16 protein-coding genes are annotated in these 15,378 nt (G+C 69.3%); 3 read left to right on the top strand and 13 right to left on the bottom strand.

Annotated elements, in window-relative coordinates:
• Positions 1 to 113 precede the first annotated feature (113 nt).
• The 8 genes from AOZ53_RS29490 to AOZ53_RS29455 form a co-directional block, all read right to left on the bottom strand.
• Positions 114 to 1,097, bottom strand: a complete 984-nt coding sequence (locus AOZ53_RS29490; protein WP_054490501.1) for an ABC transporter ATP-binding protein — start codon at positions 1,095 to 1,097, stop codon at positions 114 to 116.
• Positions 1,087 to 2,094 (bottom strand): ABC transporter ATP-binding protein, encoded by a 1,008-nt coding sequence (locus AOZ53_RS29485; protein ID WP_054474056.1) that lies wholly within the window; start codon positions 2,092 to 2,094, stop codon positions 1,087 to 1,089. The genes AOZ53_RS29490 and AOZ53_RS29485 overlap by 11 nt, the downstream gene beginning before the upstream one ends.
• Positions 2,091 to 3,578: an amidohydrolase family protein gene (locus AOZ53_RS29480; protein WP_054434352.1), complete on the bottom strand. Its 1,488-nt coding sequence runs from the start codon at positions 3,576 to 3,578 to the stop codon at positions 2,091 to 2,093. The genes AOZ53_RS29485 and AOZ53_RS29480 overlap by 4 nt, the downstream gene beginning before the upstream one ends.
• Positions 3,578 to 4,771, bottom strand: a complete 1,194-nt coding sequence (locus AOZ53_RS29475) for an amidohydrolase family protein (protein ID WP_054434350.1) — start codon at positions 4,769 to 4,771, stop codon at positions 3,578 to 3,580. The genes AOZ53_RS29480 and AOZ53_RS29475 overlap by 1 nt, the downstream gene beginning before the upstream one ends.
• Before the next feature lie 28 nt (positions 4,772 to 4,799).
• Positions 4,800 to 5,741: an ABC transporter permease gene (locus AOZ53_RS29470; protein WP_054490499.1), complete on the bottom strand. Its 942-nt coding sequence runs from the start codon at positions 5,739 to 5,741 to the stop codon at positions 4,800 to 4,802.
• Positions 5,731 to 6,723 carry an ABC transporter permease gene (locus AOZ53_RS29465; protein WP_054434346.1) on the bottom strand — a complete coding sequence of 331 codons (993 nt, stop codon included), beginning with the start codon at positions 6,721 to 6,723 and terminating at the stop codon, positions 5,731 to 5,733. Before AOZ53_RS29465 ends, AOZ53_RS29470 begins: the two co-directional genes overlap by 11 nt.
• Positions 6,724 to 6,783: 60 nt before the next feature.
• Positions 6,784 to 8,361: an ABC transporter substrate-binding protein gene (locus AOZ53_RS29460; protein ID WP_054490503.1), complete on the bottom strand. Its 1,578-nt coding sequence runs from the start codon at positions 8,359 to 8,361 to the stop codon at positions 6,784 to 6,786.
• An 86-nt stretch (positions 8,362 to 8,447) separates the two neighbouring features.
• On the bottom strand, positions 8,448 to 9,191 hold the full coding sequence (locus tag AOZ53_RS29455; protein ID WP_054490496.1) for an aspartate/glutamate racemase family protein: 744 nt from the start codon (positions 9,189 to 9,191) through the stop codon (positions 8,448 to 8,450).
• A 247-nt stretch (positions 9,192 to 9,438) separates the two neighbouring features.
• On the opposite strand from AOZ53_RS29455, the gene AOZ53_RS29450 reads away from it, so the two are divergent.
• Positions 9,439 to 10,158 (top strand): GntR family transcriptional regulator, encoded by a 720-nt coding sequence (locus AOZ53_RS29450; RefSeq protein ID WP_054490494.1) that lies wholly within the window; start codon positions 9,439 to 9,441, stop codon positions 10,156 to 10,158.
• Positions 10,159 to 10,300: 142 nt separating this feature from the next.
• On the opposite strand, the gene AOZ53_RS29445 is transcribed toward AOZ53_RS29450, so the two are convergent.
• Positions 10,301 to 10,591, bottom strand: a complete 291-nt coding sequence (locus AOZ53_RS29445) for a DUF3579 domain-containing protein (protein ID WP_035360135.1) — start codon at positions 10,589 to 10,591, stop codon at positions 10,301 to 10,303.
• 147 nt (positions 10,592 to 10,738) lie between these two features.
• Between AOZ53_RS29445 and AOZ53_RS29440 the strand changes: the two genes are divergently transcribed.
• Positions 10,739 to 11,920: an aspartate aminotransferase family protein gene (locus tag AOZ53_RS29440; protein ID WP_054434342.1), complete on the top strand. Its 1,182-nt coding sequence runs from the start codon at positions 10,739 to 10,741 to the stop codon at positions 11,918 to 11,920.
• A 56-nt stretch (positions 11,921 to 11,976) separates the two neighbouring features.
• Entirely contained in the window at positions 11,977 to 12,918 is a 942-nt protein-coding gene (argF, locus tag AOZ53_RS29435; RefSeq protein ID WP_026382721.1) for an ornithine carbamoyltransferase, read from the top strand.
• A 66-nt stretch (positions 12,919 to 12,984) separates the two neighbouring features.
• On the opposite strand, the gene AOZ53_RS29430 is transcribed toward argF, so the two are convergent.
• The 4 genes from AOZ53_RS29430 to AOZ53_RS29415 form a co-directional block, all read right to left on the bottom strand.
• Positions 12,985 to 13,872: an alpha/beta fold hydrolase gene (locus AOZ53_RS29430; protein WP_082380268.1), complete on the bottom strand. Its 888-nt coding sequence runs from the start codon at positions 13,870 to 13,872 to the stop codon at positions 12,985 to 12,987.
• Between the two features lie 23 nt (positions 13,873 to 13,895).
• Positions 13,896 to 14,459, bottom strand: coding sequence for a DUF4286 family protein (locus AOZ53_RS29425; RefSeq protein WP_054474032.1), 564 nt, complete (start codon positions 14,457 to 14,459; stop codon positions 13,896 to 13,898).
• Between the two features lie 12 nt (positions 14,460 to 14,471).
• On the bottom strand, positions 14,472 to 15,002 hold the full coding sequence (locus tag AOZ53_RS29420) for a carboxymuconolactone decarboxylase family protein (protein ID WP_054434338.1): 531 nt from the start codon (positions 15,000 to 15,002) through the stop codon (positions 14,472 to 14,474).
• Between the two features lie 2 nt (positions 15,003 to 15,004).
• Positions 15,005 to 15,378, bottom strand: a 374-nt coding sequence (locus AOZ53_RS29415; protein ID WP_255353317.1) for a Bug family tripartite tricarboxylate transporter substrate binding protein, incomplete at its 5' end; no start/stop codon positions are given.

The following is a 15,378-nucleotide window of genomic DNA, read 5'->3' as shown; positions in this document are numbered from 1 at the left end:
AGTCCGGAGCGAACGCTCCGGACCGCAATCGTGGGCGCCCGCCATCGGGTCCGCCCGACCGAGGGGCGACCTACGAAGCCCGCTCCCGCCCCCACCCCCCACCAGGAAATCAATCAAGCCGCCTGCAGAACCGCCCACTCCACGGCATGACACCGCACCTCACGCCCCCCCACCACCGCCACCTCCGGCGCCCTCTCCCGACACTCAGCCCTCGCCCCCGGACATCTCGGATGAAACGTGCATCCGCTTGGCGGCTGAATCGGATTCGGGACTTCGCCGCCCATCGGCTCGCGGTCTCGCCTGGGAGCGTCCAGGTCTGGAATCGTATCCAGCAGCATTCTTGTGTACGGATGTTCCGGCGCATCGAACAGCTCGTCCGCCGGCGCCTGCTCCACGATCCGGCCCAGGTACATCACCGCCACCCGGTCCGACACATGGCGCACCACCGACAGATTGTGGCTGATGAACACATACGTCAGCCCGAACTCCTTCTGCAGATCGCCCATCAGGTTCAGGATCTGCGCCTGCACCGACACGTCCAGCGCCGAGGTCGGCTCGTCGCACACCAGGAACTCGGCCTCCGTCGCCAGCGCCCGCGCGATCGAAATGCGTTGGCGCTGGCCGCCCGAGAACTCGTGCGGATAGCGCGACGCGTCGTTCGGCGACAGGCCCACCAACGTCAGCAGATCCTCAACCCGGCGCCGCGTCTCGGCCGGCGTGGCGCGCAGGCCCAGCGTGATGATGGGCTCGGCCACGATCGCGCCCACCCGCCAGCGCGGATTCAGGCTGGCGTACGGGTCCTGGAAGATCATCTGCGGATGCAGCGCGCCGCCCGTGCGGCTGCGGCCATAGCGCAGCGTGCCGCGGGTCGGCGCCACCAGGCCCACCAGCAGCTTGGCCAGCGTCGACTTGCCGCAGCCGGACTCGCCGACGATGCTCAGCGTGGTGCCGCGCGGCACCGCCAGCGACACGCCGTCGACCGCCTTGAGCGTCTGCGCCGGCTGGCGCGACAGGGTGCGTTCGAGCCAGGGCGGCGAAACGTCGAACCAGCAGGCCAGGTCATCGGCCCGCAACAGGATGTCATCGTCATGCGGCATGGGCAACGCCTCCTTGGTGCAGCCAGCAGGCGCTGAGGGTCGCGCCCGACGGGGTGGACGCCAGCGCCGGGCGGTCCATGCCGCAGCGCGGACCGGCCATGGCGCAGCGGGGATGGAAGGCGCAGCCGTCCGGCATCGCGTGCAGGCGCGGCATGGCGCCATCGATCTGGTTCAGGCGCGCGGCGCGCTGGCGCAGGCCGGGAATCGCGTTCATCAGGCCCTGCGTATACGGATGGCCGGGGCGCCGCAGCACCTCCAGCACCGGGCCGATCTCGACGATGCGGCCGGCGTACATCACCGCCACGCGGTCGGCGGTCTCGGCGATCACGCCCATGTCGTGCGTCACCAGCAGCACCGAGGTGCCCTGCTCGCGGCACAGCCGGCGCAGCAGCGCGGTGATCTGCGCCTGCACCGACACGTCCAGCGCGGTGGTCGGCTCGTCGGCGATGATCAGCCGCGGCCGCGCCGCCAGCGCCAGCGCGATCACCACCCGCTGGCGCATGCCGCCAGAAAACTGGTGCGGATAGTGGTCGATGCGGCGGTCCGCCGCCGGAATGCCGACCGCCAGCAGCAGTTCGAGCGCGCGCTGGCGGGCCGCGGCGGACGACACCTTGTCGTGGTGGCGGATGGTCTCGACCAGTTGGTCGCCCACGGTGAACAGCGGGTGCAGGCTGGTCAGCGGATCCTGGAAGATCGCGCCGATCTCCTTGCCGCGCAGTTGCTGGCGCGCGCGGGCCGACAGGTTGTCGATGCGGCGGCCAGCCAGGTGGATCTCGCCGCCGCCCAGGCGGCCCGGCGGTTCCAGCAGGCCGATCACGGCCATGCCGGTCAGCGACTTGCCGGCGCCGGACTCGCCCACCATGCCCAGGATCTCGCCCGGCTGGATGTCGAAACTGATGTCGCGCGTGGCCACCAGGATGCCGTGGCGGGTGGGAAATTCCACCGACAGGCCGCGCACCGACAGGGTGGGCGCGGCGGGATTCGGAACGGTCGTCATGACGGGCTCCCCGGGAATCGCGGATAACTGGAGGAAAAGATCTCGTCGACCGGCGGATGGCCCCAGGTACGGTCGGGATAGCGCGCCACCAGCCGGTCGAACTGCGCTTGCGCCTGGTCCTGCGCCAGCCGGGCGTCGAAGCCGGCAATGCGGCCGTCGACCATGACGAAGCGGCCGTCGATCACCACCTGCGACACGTCGCGGCCGCTGCCGCCGACCATCAGCGTCTGGATCGGATCGATCAGCTGGCCGTTGCGGTCGTGGGAAAAATCGAACACCACGATGTCGGCCTTGGCGCCCGGCGCCAGCCGTCCCAGGTCGGCTCGGCCCAGCGCGTCGGCCCCGCCCAGCGTGGCGGCGTCGTAGTAGTCCTCCGAGCGCACCGCCTCGGTGGACTGGTCCATCACCCGGCACAGCATCAGGCCGACCTGCATGTTCAGCACCATGTCCGGCGGCCAGGTATCGGTGCCCATGCCGATCTTCACGCCCAGCTTGCGGTAGCGGGCGAACGATTCCAGCGTGGCGCCGTGGCGCGCCGACACCAGCGGACAGTGCACCACGGTGGCGCCGCCGTCGCGGATGATCTCCAGGTCCTGCCCCGGCCGCTCGATCTGGCGCGAGCCGGACACATAGGTGCCGTGCGGCAGCAGCGCGCGCTCGGACAGGAAGCCCAGGCTGCGCAGCCATTCGGGCGGACTCATGCCGTGCTGTTCCCGCACCAGGTCGTATTCCAGGCGCGACTGGCAGCAATGCAGGCGGATCGGGATGGCGCGTTCGCGCGCCGCGGCGGCCGAGGCGCGCAGCAGCTCGGGCGTGCAGGTCTCGATGCGATCCGGCGACAGCATGGCGCGCACCCGGCCGTCGTACAGGCCCTCGACCTCGTCGGCGAACGCCACCGCCTGCTCCAGCCCGGCCATGCCGCGCGCCGCGTCGTAGTGGCAGCGGATGCGCCCCGCCCCGTCCACATAGGTGTGGCCGCTGCGATAGGCCGGCCCCAGGTAGACGCGCAGCCCCAGTTCGCCGGCGGTGCGCGCCGCCGACAGGAATTCATCGCGGGTCTCGCCCCACACGCGATAGAACAGCGAGGCGATCGGCAGCGCGGTGGTGATGCCGTTGCGGATCAGCTGGGCGAAGGCGTAGCGCTTCTGGAACGCCAGTTCGTCCGGCGTATACATCTCGTACGGGCCGCGCTGCATGTACGTGTCGGGCCAGATGCGGCCCTTGCGCCAGGCCGGCGAGTTGTCGAAACCCAGGATGGTCGTGTCCAGGTCCGACAGCGCGTCCAGGTCGACGAAGCCCGGGCCGATCAGGGCGCGGCCGTAGTCGTGGCGCCGCGCCACCGCGCCGGGATAGCGAGGGCCGACGTAGACGATGCGGTCGCCCTGGAACACCACCTCGCCGTTCTCGTAGAGGCAGTGCCGGCCGTTTTCGTGGCCGACCACCCAGCGCGCGGTCAGCAGCGTGGCGTCGTCGCGGGCGGCCATCACGGCGCCTCCGCCAGCGCGCGGCCATCGCGCGCCACCACCTGGCCGCGCTTGACGACCAGCTTGCGCACCGGCCGCGAGACGATGGCTTCGGCCACCGTTTCCGCGTCGACCAGCACGAAGTCGGCGTGGCAGCCCGGCGCCAGGCCGTAGTCCGCCAGGTCCATGACGCGCGCATTGCCATAGGTGGCCACATGCAGCGCCAGCGCCAGTTCGTCGTCGCGGCGGAAGTTGTTGCGCAGGCCCACCAGCATGGTGCGTTCCAGCATGTCGGGCTTGCCATAGGGGCCCCAGGTGTCGCGCATGCCGTCATTGCCGGTACAGACGATGACCCCGGCCGCGTGCAGCCGCGCCACGTTGGGCACCGGGCGCGAGGCCGAGCCCGTGGTCATGATGTGCACGCCCGCCTCCAGCAGCCCGTCCACCAGTCCCTGCACCGCCTGCGCATCGGGCATGCCCAGGCAGAACGAATGCGACAGCGTCACCTTGCCCTGCATGCCCAGCGCCAGCACCCGGTCGATGGTCATCTGCATCGAGAACGCGCCCAGCTCGCCCGCCTCGTGCAGGTGGATGTCGATCGGCTTGCCGTGCTTGTCGGCCAGCGCGAAGATCGCGTCCAGGTGGCCCTTGGGGTCGCGGTCCATGCCGGCCGGATCCAGCCCGCCGACCACGTCGGCGCCCAGGCGCAGGGCCTGCTCCATCAGCTCCAGCGTGCCCGGGCGGATCAGCAGCCCGCTCTGCGGAAACGCCACGATCTGCACGTCGATCTGGTCGCGGTATTGGTCGCGGGCGCGCATCACGCCCTCGATCGCGGCGACCCCGATGTCGGTATCGACATCGACGTGGCTGCGGATATGGCTGGTGCCGTCGGCCACCGACATCACGATCTGGCGCGCCGACTGGCGGTACGGGTCGATGCCCAGGCGGCGCTTCTCGACGCGTTCGTTCTCGATCTTGTCGATCAGGCGCGGGCCCACCTCGTTGCGGTACCAGGGCATGCCATACATGGTCTTGTCCAGGTGGGCATGGGCGTCGATCAGGCCGGGCAGCAGCAGCGCGCCGCCGCCATCGACGCGCGGCACGCTGTCCGGCACCGCGCCATCGACGGCCTCGAAGCGGCCGTTGCGCACCAGCACCGAGGTGGATGCGCCGCCCGCCGGGCGGACATGGGTATACAGGGTTGCGTTGTCCATGGTTCTCTTGTGTCCGTTCTTGCCGCGCTCAGCGCAGGCGGGGGTTGAGGGCGTCGCGCAGCCAGTCGCCCAGCAGGTTCACCACCAGCACGACCAGGCTCAGGTACACGGCGGGAAACACCACCACCCACCATTGCCCGGAAAACAGGAACTGGTTGCCCAGCCGGATCAGGGTGCCCAGCGACGGTTCGGTCGGCGGCATGCCCACGCCCAGGAAGCTCAGGGTGGCCTCGATCAGGATCGCCAGGCCCAGGTTCAGGGTGGCGGTCACCATCACGGGCGTCAGCGTGTTCGGCAGGATATGCGTCAGCATGATGCGCAGCGGGCTGACCCGGATCAGCCGGGCCGACTGCACGTATTCCTTGCCGCGCTCGACCAGCGCCGAGGCGCGCACGGTGCGGGCGTACTGCACCCAGTTGGTCATCGAGATCGCCAGGATCAGGATCACCGACGACAGCGTCTCGCGCAGGCCCGGCGGCAGCAGCTGCCGGAACACCGCCGTCACCAGGATCGCCACCAGGATGGTGGGAATGCTCAGCAGCGTGTCGCCCAGGCGCATCAGCGCGTTGTCGATCCAGCCGCCGAAATAGCCGGCCGCCAGCCCCACCAGCAGTCCGATCGCCAGCGACAGCACCACGGTGGCCAGCCCGATCACCAGCGACATGCGCGAACCGTACAGGATCGCCGACCAGACATCGCGCCCCTGGGTGTCGGTGCCCAGCAGGAACTGGGCCTCGCCGCCCGCGATCCAGCGCGGCGGCAGCTCGGCGTTGAGCAGGTCCAGCTGCGCCAGGTCGTAGGGGTTCTGCGGCGCGATCCACGGCGCGAACAGCGCCAGCAGCACCACGGCGATCAACACCACGCCCGCCCCCATCGCCACCGGATCCTGCCGCAGGCTCCACCACAGGTCGCCCTGGAAGAAGCGCGCCAGCCGGCCGCGGCCCGCGTTCGACATCGGTTTAGTGAGCATTGGCGCCTCCCTTGACGTGCTGGCTGCGCAGGCGCGGATCGACCACGCCGTACATCATGTCCACCAGCGTGTTCAGCGCCACGAAGATGAAGGACACGATCACCAGATAGGCGGCCATGACGGGAATGTCCACGAACATGACCGATTGGATGAACAGCAGGCCCATGCCGGGCCACTGGAACACGGTTTCCGTGATGAGCGCGAAGGCGATCAGGTTGCCGATCTGCATGCCGGTCACGGTGATGACCGGCATCAGGCAATTGCGCAGCGCCAGCCGGAAATGCACCACCCGGTCCGGCAGGCCGCGGGCGCGCGCGAACTTGATGAACTCGGTGCGCAGCGTCTCCAGCATCTCGGCCCGCACCAGCCGCATGATCAGCGTGATCTGGAACAGCGCCAGCGTGATCGACGGCAGCACCAGCGCGGCCCGGCCCGACGGCGTCAGCAGGCCGGTGGTCCAGCCGCCGATGCGCACCGTGTCGCCGCGGCCGAAGCCCGGCAGCCAGCCCAGCTGCACCGAAAACACCAGGATCAGCATGATGCCGACCACGAAGCTGGGCAGCGAAATCCCCAGGATCGAGACGAACTGCAGCGCCTGCGCCAGGCGCGACTTGCGGTAGATGGCGGTCAGCACGCCCAGCGGCACCCCGATCACCAAGGACAGCAGCGTCGCCATCATCACCAGCTCGAACGTCGCCGGGAAGCGCTCGGCCACCAGCGCGAACACATCCTGCTGGTTGCGGTACGAAATGCCGAACTCGCCGCGCGCCGCGTTGGCGACGAAGTGCACGAACTGCATGCCGACCGAGGCATTCAGGCCCAGCCGCTCGCGCAGCTCGTCGCGCTGCGTCTGCGAGGCCTGCTCGTTGAGCATCATGTCGACCGGATCGCCGACGAAACGGAAAATCACGAAAGCCAGCAATGCCACCGCCAGCATCACGCCGACCGCATTGCAGACCCGCCTAACTATGAACGCCAGCATGTGCGCCTCCTGTCAGCCTCAAGCATCCCGCGTCCGGCCGCGTGGGCGGCCGGCGGGGCCTCACTTCATGCGCACCGTCCACAGCCGCGCCTTGTTGTCCGGCATCTGCAGCACGTCGCCGACGTTAGCGCCCACCGCCCAGGCCATGGGCTGCTGGTGCAGCGGCAGGAAGCGCACGTCGTCATGCAGGGTCTGCAGGATGTCGGTCATCATCTGCACGCGCTTGGGCCGGTCCATCTCGGCGGCGGCGGCGTCGATGCGCGCATCCAGCGCCGGATCGCCCCACTGCCCCCAGTTGAAGACCCCGGCCGGGCCGGTGCGGCTGTGCATCACCTGCAGCAGGATCGACAGCGCGTCGATCTGCGGCTCATTGGCCCAGCCGTGGATGGTGATGTCGAACTCGCCGCGCGAACGCTTGGGGTTCTGCAGCGAACGCGGGCCGCTGGCCAGCGAGGCCTTCACGCCGATGCGCGCCCACATCGAGGCGGCGGCCTGGCACAGTTCCTCTTCGTTGACGAACATGTCGTTCGAGCACAGCAGCGACAACGTGAACCCGTCCGGATAGCCGGCCTCGGCCAGCAGCTTCTTGGCGCGGGCGGCGTCGAACGGCAGGCGTTCCTCCTGCCTGGCGTCATAGCCCGGGATCGACGGCGCCACCAGCGCGCCGGTGGTGCGCGACAGGCCGCGCATCACGCGCTTTTGCACCAGCTCGGGCGACAGCGCCATGTACAACGCCTGGCGCACGCGCAGATCCTTGAGCGGGTTCTTATCGGTGATGTTGGAGCCGACCAGCTTGTCGCCCAGGTTGAAGCCGAAATACAGCGTGCGCAGCTCGGTCGCGGCCAGCACCTTGACGTTGGGCGCGGCGCGCAGGCGGTCCAGGTCCTGCAGCGGCGCGTTCTCGGTGAAGTTGATGTCGCCCGACAGCAGCGCCGCCACCCGCGTCGGCGCCGAGGCGATCGGCGTGAACTCGATGCGGTCCAGGTTGTGGCGCGGCTTGTCCCACCAGTCCGGGTTCACCACCAGCACGGTGCGCGTGTCGGGCCGGTACGACTCGACCTTGAACGGGCCGGTGCCGTTGGCGTTGTGGGTGGCGTAGCCTTCGATCTTCTTGGCCGCGTCGGTCGGCTTCAGGCTGTTGTTGTCCACCAGCCACTGGCGGTTGAAGATGAAGATGTTGGTCAGGTCGTTGAGCATCAGCGGATACGGATGCGTCATCTCGATGTCGACCGTGTAGTCATCGACCTTGCGCACCGCCTTGAAGGCCGGCAGGTTGCCCTTGAGCGGCGAGGCGTCGTCGGACACACGGGTCATGGACGCCACCACGTCGTCGGCCGAGAATGGCGCGCCGTTGTGGAACTTGACGCCGCGGCGCAGGTGGAAGCGCAGCACCGTCGGCGACGGCGACTCCCACGACTCGGCCAGCGCCGGCGTGATGTTGAACTTGTCGTCGTAGCGGATCAGCGCTTCGTACACGTGGTTCAGGAACGCCAGGTTGAAGGTGCTGCCGTAGGAATACGGATCGAGCGAATCGAGGTCGCGGGCGGCGCCCCACTTCAGGGTGTTGGCGGCGGATGCCCCGGTGATGGCCGATAGCGCGATCACGGCCCCGGCGGTCCACTTCAGCAACGTCTTCATGATGAGCATTCTCCCTAGCGGTTGGGTATGGGATACATCGGGAATACGGCGGCGCCCGCCGGCGTGGCGGCGGGCGGCAATGCCGGTCAGCGGCCCGCCGCCTGGCGCTGGGCGCGCTCGAGCGTGGCCAGCGCCTGCACTTGCGACAGCGCGGCGCGGTAGGAATCGATCACGGGTACGGCGGGCAGGCGCGGCAGGCTGGGCAGGAAACCCGCCAGCGCGGCGCCGGCCACGATCACGACGTCGGCGCCCAGGGCCACCGCGTCGTCCAGCGCCTGGCCGACGGCGGCAATGGTCGCGGGCGAGCGCGTGACGTAGTCGAGCGCGTTGCCCGGCAGCGCCAGCAGGCCGGCGCAGCGTGACTCCAGCCCGAGCTGGCGGATCTGCTCGCGCAGCATGCCCGGCCACAGCCGGCCCACCGTCACGATGGCGTAGCGGTCGCCGCGCTGCAGGGCGGTCAGGATGGCGGCCTCGGCCATGCCGGCCACCGGCATGCGCAGGCGCTCGCGCACCGCGCCGATGCCGGGCTCGCCGAAACAGGCCAGCAGACAGGCGTCGAACGGCTCGCCGGCGGCCTCGGCCAGGGCGGCCTCGCGCTCGGCGGTTTCGCAGACGGCGTGGGCCGACACCGCGGCCTGCGCCCGGCTGGCGATATAGGCGGGCCCGAACGGCACCGTCACGGCATGCACCCGGGCCGCGTCGCCGAAAAAGGCGCGCGCCTGGCCGGCCAGGCTGGCGGTAAGGTCGGCGGTGGTGTTGCCATTGATCACCAGCAGGCGGCTGGGCGTGACGGCCAGGCGGTAGGGAAGGACGGCGGGTGCTGCGGACATGAATCAAACCCCTGATCGTTTGTATACAAAAACTTTCATGCAAAACCCACAGTTTCCTGAATTTTGTATAAATGTTTGTATACGATTTATGCCGACAATGTACGCCGTTGGTCCGACGCTTCAAGCTATCGCTAACCCTTAGCGGCCGATGGTGTATGCTGTTTCACACCTAGAAAAGTGCGCACCGGCGCGGTTTGCCGGCAGATTCCCGCCACCGGAACGCGCAGGCATCGGAGATCAGACCCAGATGACGGCCCCCATTCCCGCGGTGCCAGAGCCCGCACGGAAAGACGTGAACCGCACGGAAATCGTATACAAAAACTTGCGGCAAGCGATCATCGAGCAGGCCTTGCTGCCGGGCGACAAATTGCCCGAAGACGTCATCGGCGAGCGCTTCGGCGTCAGCCGCACGATCGTGCGCGGCGTGCTGACGCGCCTGTTCAGCGAAGGCCTGGTCGACCTGCGCCCCAACCGCGGCGCGGCGGTGGCGCGCCCCAGCCTGGAAGAAGCGCACGACATCTTCGAGGCGCGCCGCTGCCTCGAACGCGACGTCGCGCGCCGGCTGGTGCAGCACGTCACCGAGGCCGGGCTGGCGCGGCTGGAACAGCATGTGGCGCAGGAAGAGGCCGCGCGCTCGCGCAACAGCGTCAACGAATCGATCCGCCTGTCGGGCGAATTCCACATCCTGATGGCGGAACTGTCGGGCAACGCGGTCTACGCCCGCTACGTCAATGAGATCGTGTCGCGCTGCTCATTGATCCTGGCGCTTTACGGCCGGCCGCATTCGAGCGAATGCGCGGTCAGCGAGCACCGCGAGATCGTCGCCGGCCTGCGCGCGCGCGACGAAAAGCACGTGCTGCATCTGCTGGGGCATCACCTGGAGTCGGTCACGGCGCGCGCGCTGCTCAGTCCGGACGGCGCGGGCGTGCGCGACATCCGCAAGATCCTCGACCGCTACGGCACGTAGCGGGCGATCCCCGCGGCGGCGCGCGGGCTGGCGCGGCGCGCGGGTAGGAGACGGCCCGCCCCCGGCGAATGGGGCGTGGCCTGGAGTGGCAAGCCTGAAATGGAAAAGCGCCCGGTTCGGGCGCTTTGTGGTTTCGGCTGGCCTAGATTTCGCGTTCTTCCGTCTTGAGGTGGTTGTCGCGGGCGAAATCCACCACGAACTTGTACGCCAGCGGTTCGAGATCGCGCAAGCGCAGGTCGACCACGATGCCGCGCACGCCGTCGATCACGACGGGGAGCACGTAGGGCGAATAGGTGAGGTGGTTACCCGCACAGCCGGCGGGCCGGAACTGTGCCATTACGCCGGCGAGCCGCTCCGCCCAGTCGCTGGGGCGAAATCGGCTACCGCTTTCGGTAACGCCATGAATTACGAATTGTCTGACGCGAGTTGCCATGGATTCTTCACTACGGGACGCCCTTCACTGAGCCGGATCTTCGGCGTGATCAAACATGCGCCCCGCGCCGCGAATTGTATATGATTGATCCTTTGCCCTGTCCCGAAAGGCGCTTCGCCCAGGGAAAAATGCCCAGGAGGACCCGTGATGACCTCGCCTCTGGCCAATATCTACGCCCGGTTGCCGGTCGCGTTCACGCACGGCCAGGGCGTCTGGCTGTGGGACGCGCAGGGCCGCAAGTACCTGGACGCGCTGGCGGGCATCGGCGTCTCCTGTCTGGGCCACGCCCATCCCCGGCTGGTCGCGGCCATCAGCGAGCAGGCCGCGCGCGTCATCCACACCTCCAACATCTACGAAGTCCCGCAGCAGACTGAGCTGGCCGCGCGCCTGGCGCGGCTGTCCGGCATGCGCGACGTGGTCTTCAACAACAGCGGCTCCGAGGCCAACGAGGCCGCCATCAAGCTGGCGCGCTACTACGCCTACCAGCGCGGCAACACCCACGCCCACATCATCACCATGGATTCGTCCTGGCACGGGCGCACCCTGGCGACGCTGGCGGCCACCGGCAGCGACAAGGCGCGCAAGGGCTTCGAGCCCCTGCCATCGGGCTTCATCCAGGTGCCGTACAACGACGCCGCCGCGATCCGCGCGGCCGGCGACGCCGAGCCGCGCGTCGCCGCCGTGCTGCTGGAAGCGCTGCAGGGCGAAGGCGGCATCCGTCCCTCTGACGCCGCTTTCCTGCGCGACGTGCGGCAGCTATGCACCGAGCGCGGCTGGCTGCTGATGATCGACGAAGTCCAGTCGGGCATCGGCCGCACCGGCAAATGGTTCGCCCACCAGTGGGCCGACATCGTGCCGGACGTCATGACCCTGGCCAAGGGCCTGGCCGGCGGCGTGCCGATCGGCGCGATGCTGGCCGCCGGCCCCGCGGCGGGCGTCTTCACCCCCGGCAGCCATGGCACCACCTTCGGCGGCGGCCCGCTGGTCTGCGCGGCCGGCCTGGCGGTGCTGGACGCGCTGGAATCGGAACACCTGCTGGACAACGCCCATGCCGTCGGCGGCCACCTGAAGGCGCGGCTGGCGCAGGAACTGGCCGGCCTGCCCGGCGTGGCCGAGGTGCGCGGGCGCGGCCTGATGCTGGGCATCGAGCTGACCCGTCCCTGTGGCGTGCTGGCGCTGCGCGCCCTGGAAGCGGGCCTCCTGATCAACGTCACCCGCGACCGCGTCGTCCGCCTGCTGCCGCCGCTGGTCCTGTCGCGCGCCGAAGCCGACCAGGTCGTCGACATCCTGGCGCCGCTGATTCGACAGTTCCTGGCCGAACATCCATAATCAACCTCCCGCCCGGGCCACGAGCCCGTCCGGGCCCAATGACCTGCGACATCACCATGACTCCTCCCACGACTCAAAACGGCCCCTTGCGGCACTTTCTGCAGTTCAAGGACTTCTCGTCCGCCGAGATCGCCTACGTGCTGGACCGCGCGCGGCTGATCAAGGAAAAATTCAAGCGTTACGAACCCCACATGCCGCTGCACGACCGCACGCTGGCGATGGTGTTCGAAAAGGCCAGCACCCGTACCCGCGTCTCGTTCGAGGCCGGCATGTACCAGATGGGCGGCTCGGTCATCAACCTGACCTCCAATGATTCCCAGCTGGGCCGCTCCGAGCCCATCGAGGACACCGCGCGCGTCATCTCGCGCATGGTCGACATCGTCATGATCCGCACGTTCGAGCAGACCCGCATCGAGCGCTTCGCCTCGCACTCGCGCGTGCCCGTGATCAACGGCCTGACCAACGAATTCCACCCCTGCCAGATCCTGGCGGACATCTTCACCTACATCGAGCACCGCGGCCCCATCGCCGGCAAGACGGTCGCCTGGGTCGGTGACGCCAACAACATGGCCTACACCTGGCTGCAGGCCGCCGAGATGCTGGGCTTCACGCTGCATGTGTCGACCCCGGCCGGCTACGAGCTCGAAGCCGCCCGCATCGGTTCGCCGTCCGACAAGGTGCTGCGCCAGTTCAAGGACCCGATGCAGGCCTGCCAGGGCGCGCACCTGGTCACCACCGACGTCTGGACCAGCATGGGCTACGAGGCCGAGAACGAAGAGCGCCGCGCCGCCTTCGCCGACTGGTGCGTGGACGCCGAGATGATGGCCGCCGCCGATCCCCAGGCCGTGTTCATGCACTGCCTGCCCGCCCACCGCGGCGAGGAAGTCACCGGCGAAGTCATCGACGGCCCGCAGAGCGTGGTCTGGGATGAGGCCGAGAACCGCCTGCACGTGCAGAAGGCGCTGATGGAATTCCTGCTGCTGGGCCAGCTCAAGTAAGCGGCGCGCCCATGAAAAAAGCAGCCCCGCGGGGCTGCTTTTTTTTGCCCATGCCAGACGCGGCCGTCAGGGCTTGAGCGACTTTTCCCAGCGCACGATGGCGTCGGCCACCGCCTGCGGCTCCTCCGGCACCAGCGCATGGCCGGCGCCCGGGATCACCACCACGGAGACACGCTCGCCGAATTCGTCGCGGATCTCGTTGCGGGTCGATTCCGGCTTGAACAGGTCGGCGCCCGCCTGCAGGTCGAGCAGCGGCTTGCTGCCGCCCGACCACCAGTCCGACTGGCGCGTGGCCTTGCCGGCCAGGCGCTGGCTCTCGCTGACCTCGGGGTACCAGCCGTTGAGCCAGACGCTGGCGTCATGGCCCGGCGCGAAGAAGGCGTACTGGATCGACTTGAGGCGCTCGGCGTCGGGCAGCGACAGGTCGGCGCTGCGATCGACGTGCTCGCTCAGGCCGGCGGGGTACTTCTTGGCCGCGGCCGCCACGATCACCACGCCGCGCACCAGGTCGGGGTGGTCCACGCCCGTAGTGCGCGCCACCCAGTTGCCGAACGCGTGCCCGATCATCACCACCGGTTGTTTGGCGACATCGCGGATCACCGCCGCCATGTCGTTGCCCAGGTCGTGCAGCGTGATGTCCTTCATCGGCCCGCTGCTGCCGCCGATGCCGCGCGGCTCGGGCCGCAGCACGCGGTAGCCGGCCTGCGCCAGGCGCGCCGCCAGGTCATCGAAATCCTCCTGGCCGCGGCCGCGCGACGGCAGCAGCACCAGGGCCGGGCCCTGGCCCTGCACCAGCACCTCGATGCGGGCGCCGTTGCCCGGCAGCACCGTGACCCGCTCGACCTTGTCGGCAGCCGCTGCCGCGGCAGGCGTCGGCGCGGCCTGCGCGGCCAGCGACACCCCGGCCGCGCTCAGCGCGCCCCACAGCACCACCTTCGCCCATCGCTTGCTCATCGTTGTCTCCTCGTTCTTCTATGTCAAAGAATCTTCTGGAACATGGTGCGGCGCGTGTTGCGGAACGACGGCCGCACCCGGCTGCTCCAGTCGGTGGCGCGCACCGCCAGCCACGGCGGGCTGCCGAAGGTCTCGCGCGTCTCCAGGTCATAGCAGGCCAGATAGCGCGGCCCCTGGTCGCGGCACTCGTAGCGCTGCGCGCGCACGGTGCCGGGCACCGAGGCCAGCCCCGGCAGGTGTTCCTGGTCGTACCAGGCATTCAGGTCCGCCTCGGCCTCGGGCAGCACGTCGGTCTCGACGATGTAGTGCCAGGGCGCGTGGGCGCCGGCCGAGGCGCCGGCCAGGTCCAGGGTCAGGTGCAGCACGCGCGCCTGCGCCCCCGGGAACAGCTCGGCCAGCCGGGCCTGCACCTCCGGCTGCGCGGCGGCGTCGCCGTCGACGTACACATAGGTGTCATCCTCTTCGACCGCGGCGAAAGCGCGCAGCCGCACGCCGTCCAGGCCCTCGGTCAGGCGTTGCGCCATGTCGGCCGCGCGCGCCGCGTCGAAACGCTCGCCCAGCGACACCAGCAATACCGTCTTGTCCATGCAAAGCTCCTTTCAGTGCCCGACGCGCAACGCCACCAGGAAGCGCGACACCATGTTGTAGGCCGCCACCGTCGCGGTCAACTCGACCAGTTCCTGGTCGTTGTAGCGCGCCCGCAGCGGCGCGAACAGCGCGTCCGGCACCTCGATGTCGCGGGTCATGGCGTCGGTCAGGGCCAGCACGTCGGCCTCGCCCGCCTCCAGCCCCTGCACCGCGTCCGCGCGCGGCCCGCCGCGCAACTGGTCCACCACCGCCTGCGGCATGCCCGCCGCCAGGGCGTGCGGCACATGCGCGTCGAACTCGTAGGGCGCGTTGTTCAGCGTCGCCACGCGCAGGATGATCAGCTCGCGCACCCGCGGCGACAGCGACGTGTTCAGGCGGATCGCGGTCAGCATCGCTTCCCAGCCCTGCACCACGGCGGGACTGTTCAGCAGCACCTGATACAGCGGCGAGATGCGGCCGCGCGCGGCCGCGATGCGCGCTTCCATTTCGGCCAGGGCCGGGCGGGTGCCCGGCGCGACCGGCGAGACTCGGCAGTCGCTCATGCTCACTCCGGACGGATGTTCTTGCGCTGGATCAGCGAACCCCACTTCTCGCGGTCGGCGGCGATCAGCGCCGCCAGTTCCTGCGGCGAGCTGGGCGCGGCCTGGGCGCCGAACTTCTCGAGCTTGGCGCGCACCGCCTCGTTGCCCAGCGCGGCGCGCAGGGCCTGGTTCAGTTTCTCGACCGTGGCCGGCGGCGTGGCGGCGGGCGCGACGATGCCGTACCAGTTGTTCGATTCGACGCCGGCAATGCCCTGCTCGGCCAGCGTCTTGACGTCCGGCAGCAGCGGATGACGGGTCGGCGCGGCGATGCCCAGCGCCTTGAGCTTGCCGCTCTGGATGTGGCCGATCAGGCCCGGCACGTCGCCGAAGAAGCCGT

The organism is Achromobacter sp. 2789STDY5608621, assembly GCF_001299375.1.
Taxonomy (GTDB): Bacteria; Pseudomonadota; Gammaproteobacteria; order Burkholderiales; family Burkholderiaceae_B; genus Achromobacter; species Achromobacter insuavis.
Note: the sequence above shows the minus strand (reverse complement) of the source record. Positions and strands in the feature narration are given on the sequence as shown.

Coding starts and splice junctions, on each gene's coding strand:
- argF (WP_026382721.1), top strand. CDS start 11,977: ATGACTCCTCCCACGACTCAAAACGGCCCCTTGCGGCACTTTCTGCAG.
- AOZ53_RS29420 (WP_054434338.1), bottom strand. CDS start 15,002: ATGAGCGACTGCCGAGTCTCGCCGGTCGCGCCGGGCACCCGCCCGGCC.
- AOZ53_RS29475 (WP_054434350.1), bottom strand. CDS start 4,771: ATGGACAACGCAACCCTGTATACCCATGTCCGCCCGGCGGGCGGCGCA.
- AOZ53_RS29455 (WP_054490496.1), bottom strand. CDS start 9,191: ATGTCCGCAGCACCCGCCGTCCTTCCCTACCGCCTGGCCGTCACGCCC.
- AOZ53_RS29470 (WP_054490499.1), bottom strand. CDS start 5,741: ATGCTCACTAAACCGATGTCGAACGCGGGCCGCGGCCGGCTGGCGCGC.
- AOZ53_RS29450 (WP_054490494.1), top strand. CDS start 9,439: ATGACGGCCCCCATTCCCGCGGTGCCAGAGCCCGCACGGAAAGACGTG.
- AOZ53_RS29480 (WP_054434352.1), bottom strand. CDS start 3,578: ATGGCCGCCCGCGACGACGCCACGCTGCTGACCGCGCGCTGGGTGGTC.
- AOZ53_RS29440 (WP_054434342.1), top strand. CDS start 10,739: ATGACCTCGCCTCTGGCCAATATCTACGCCCGGTTGCCGGTCGCGTTC.
- AOZ53_RS29490 (WP_054490501.1), bottom strand. CDS start 1,097: ATGCCGCATGACGATGACATCCTGTTGCGGGCCGATGACCTGGCCTGC.
- AOZ53_RS29425 (WP_054474032.1), bottom strand. CDS start 14,459: ATGGACAAGACGGTATTGCTGGTGTCGCTGGGCGAGCGTTTCGACGCG.
- AOZ53_RS29460 (WP_054490503.1), bottom strand. CDS start 8,361: ATGAAGACGTTGCTGAAGTGGACCGCCGGGGCCGTGATCGCGCTATCG.
- AOZ53_RS29485 (WP_054474056.1), bottom strand. CDS start 2,094: ATGACGACCGTTCCGAATCCCGCCGCGCCCACCCTGTCGGTGCGCGGC.
- AOZ53_RS29445 (WP_035360135.1), bottom strand. CDS start 10,591: ATGGCAACTCGCGTCAGACAATTCGTAATTCATGGCGTTACCGAAAGC.
- AOZ53_RS29430 (WP_082380268.1), bottom strand. CDS start 13,872: ATGAGCAAGCGATGGGCGAAGGTGGTGCTGTGGGGCGCGCTGAGCGCG.
- AOZ53_RS29465 (WP_054434346.1), bottom strand. CDS start 6,723: ATGCTGGCGTTCATAGTTAGGCGGGTCTGCAATGCGGTCGGCGTGATG.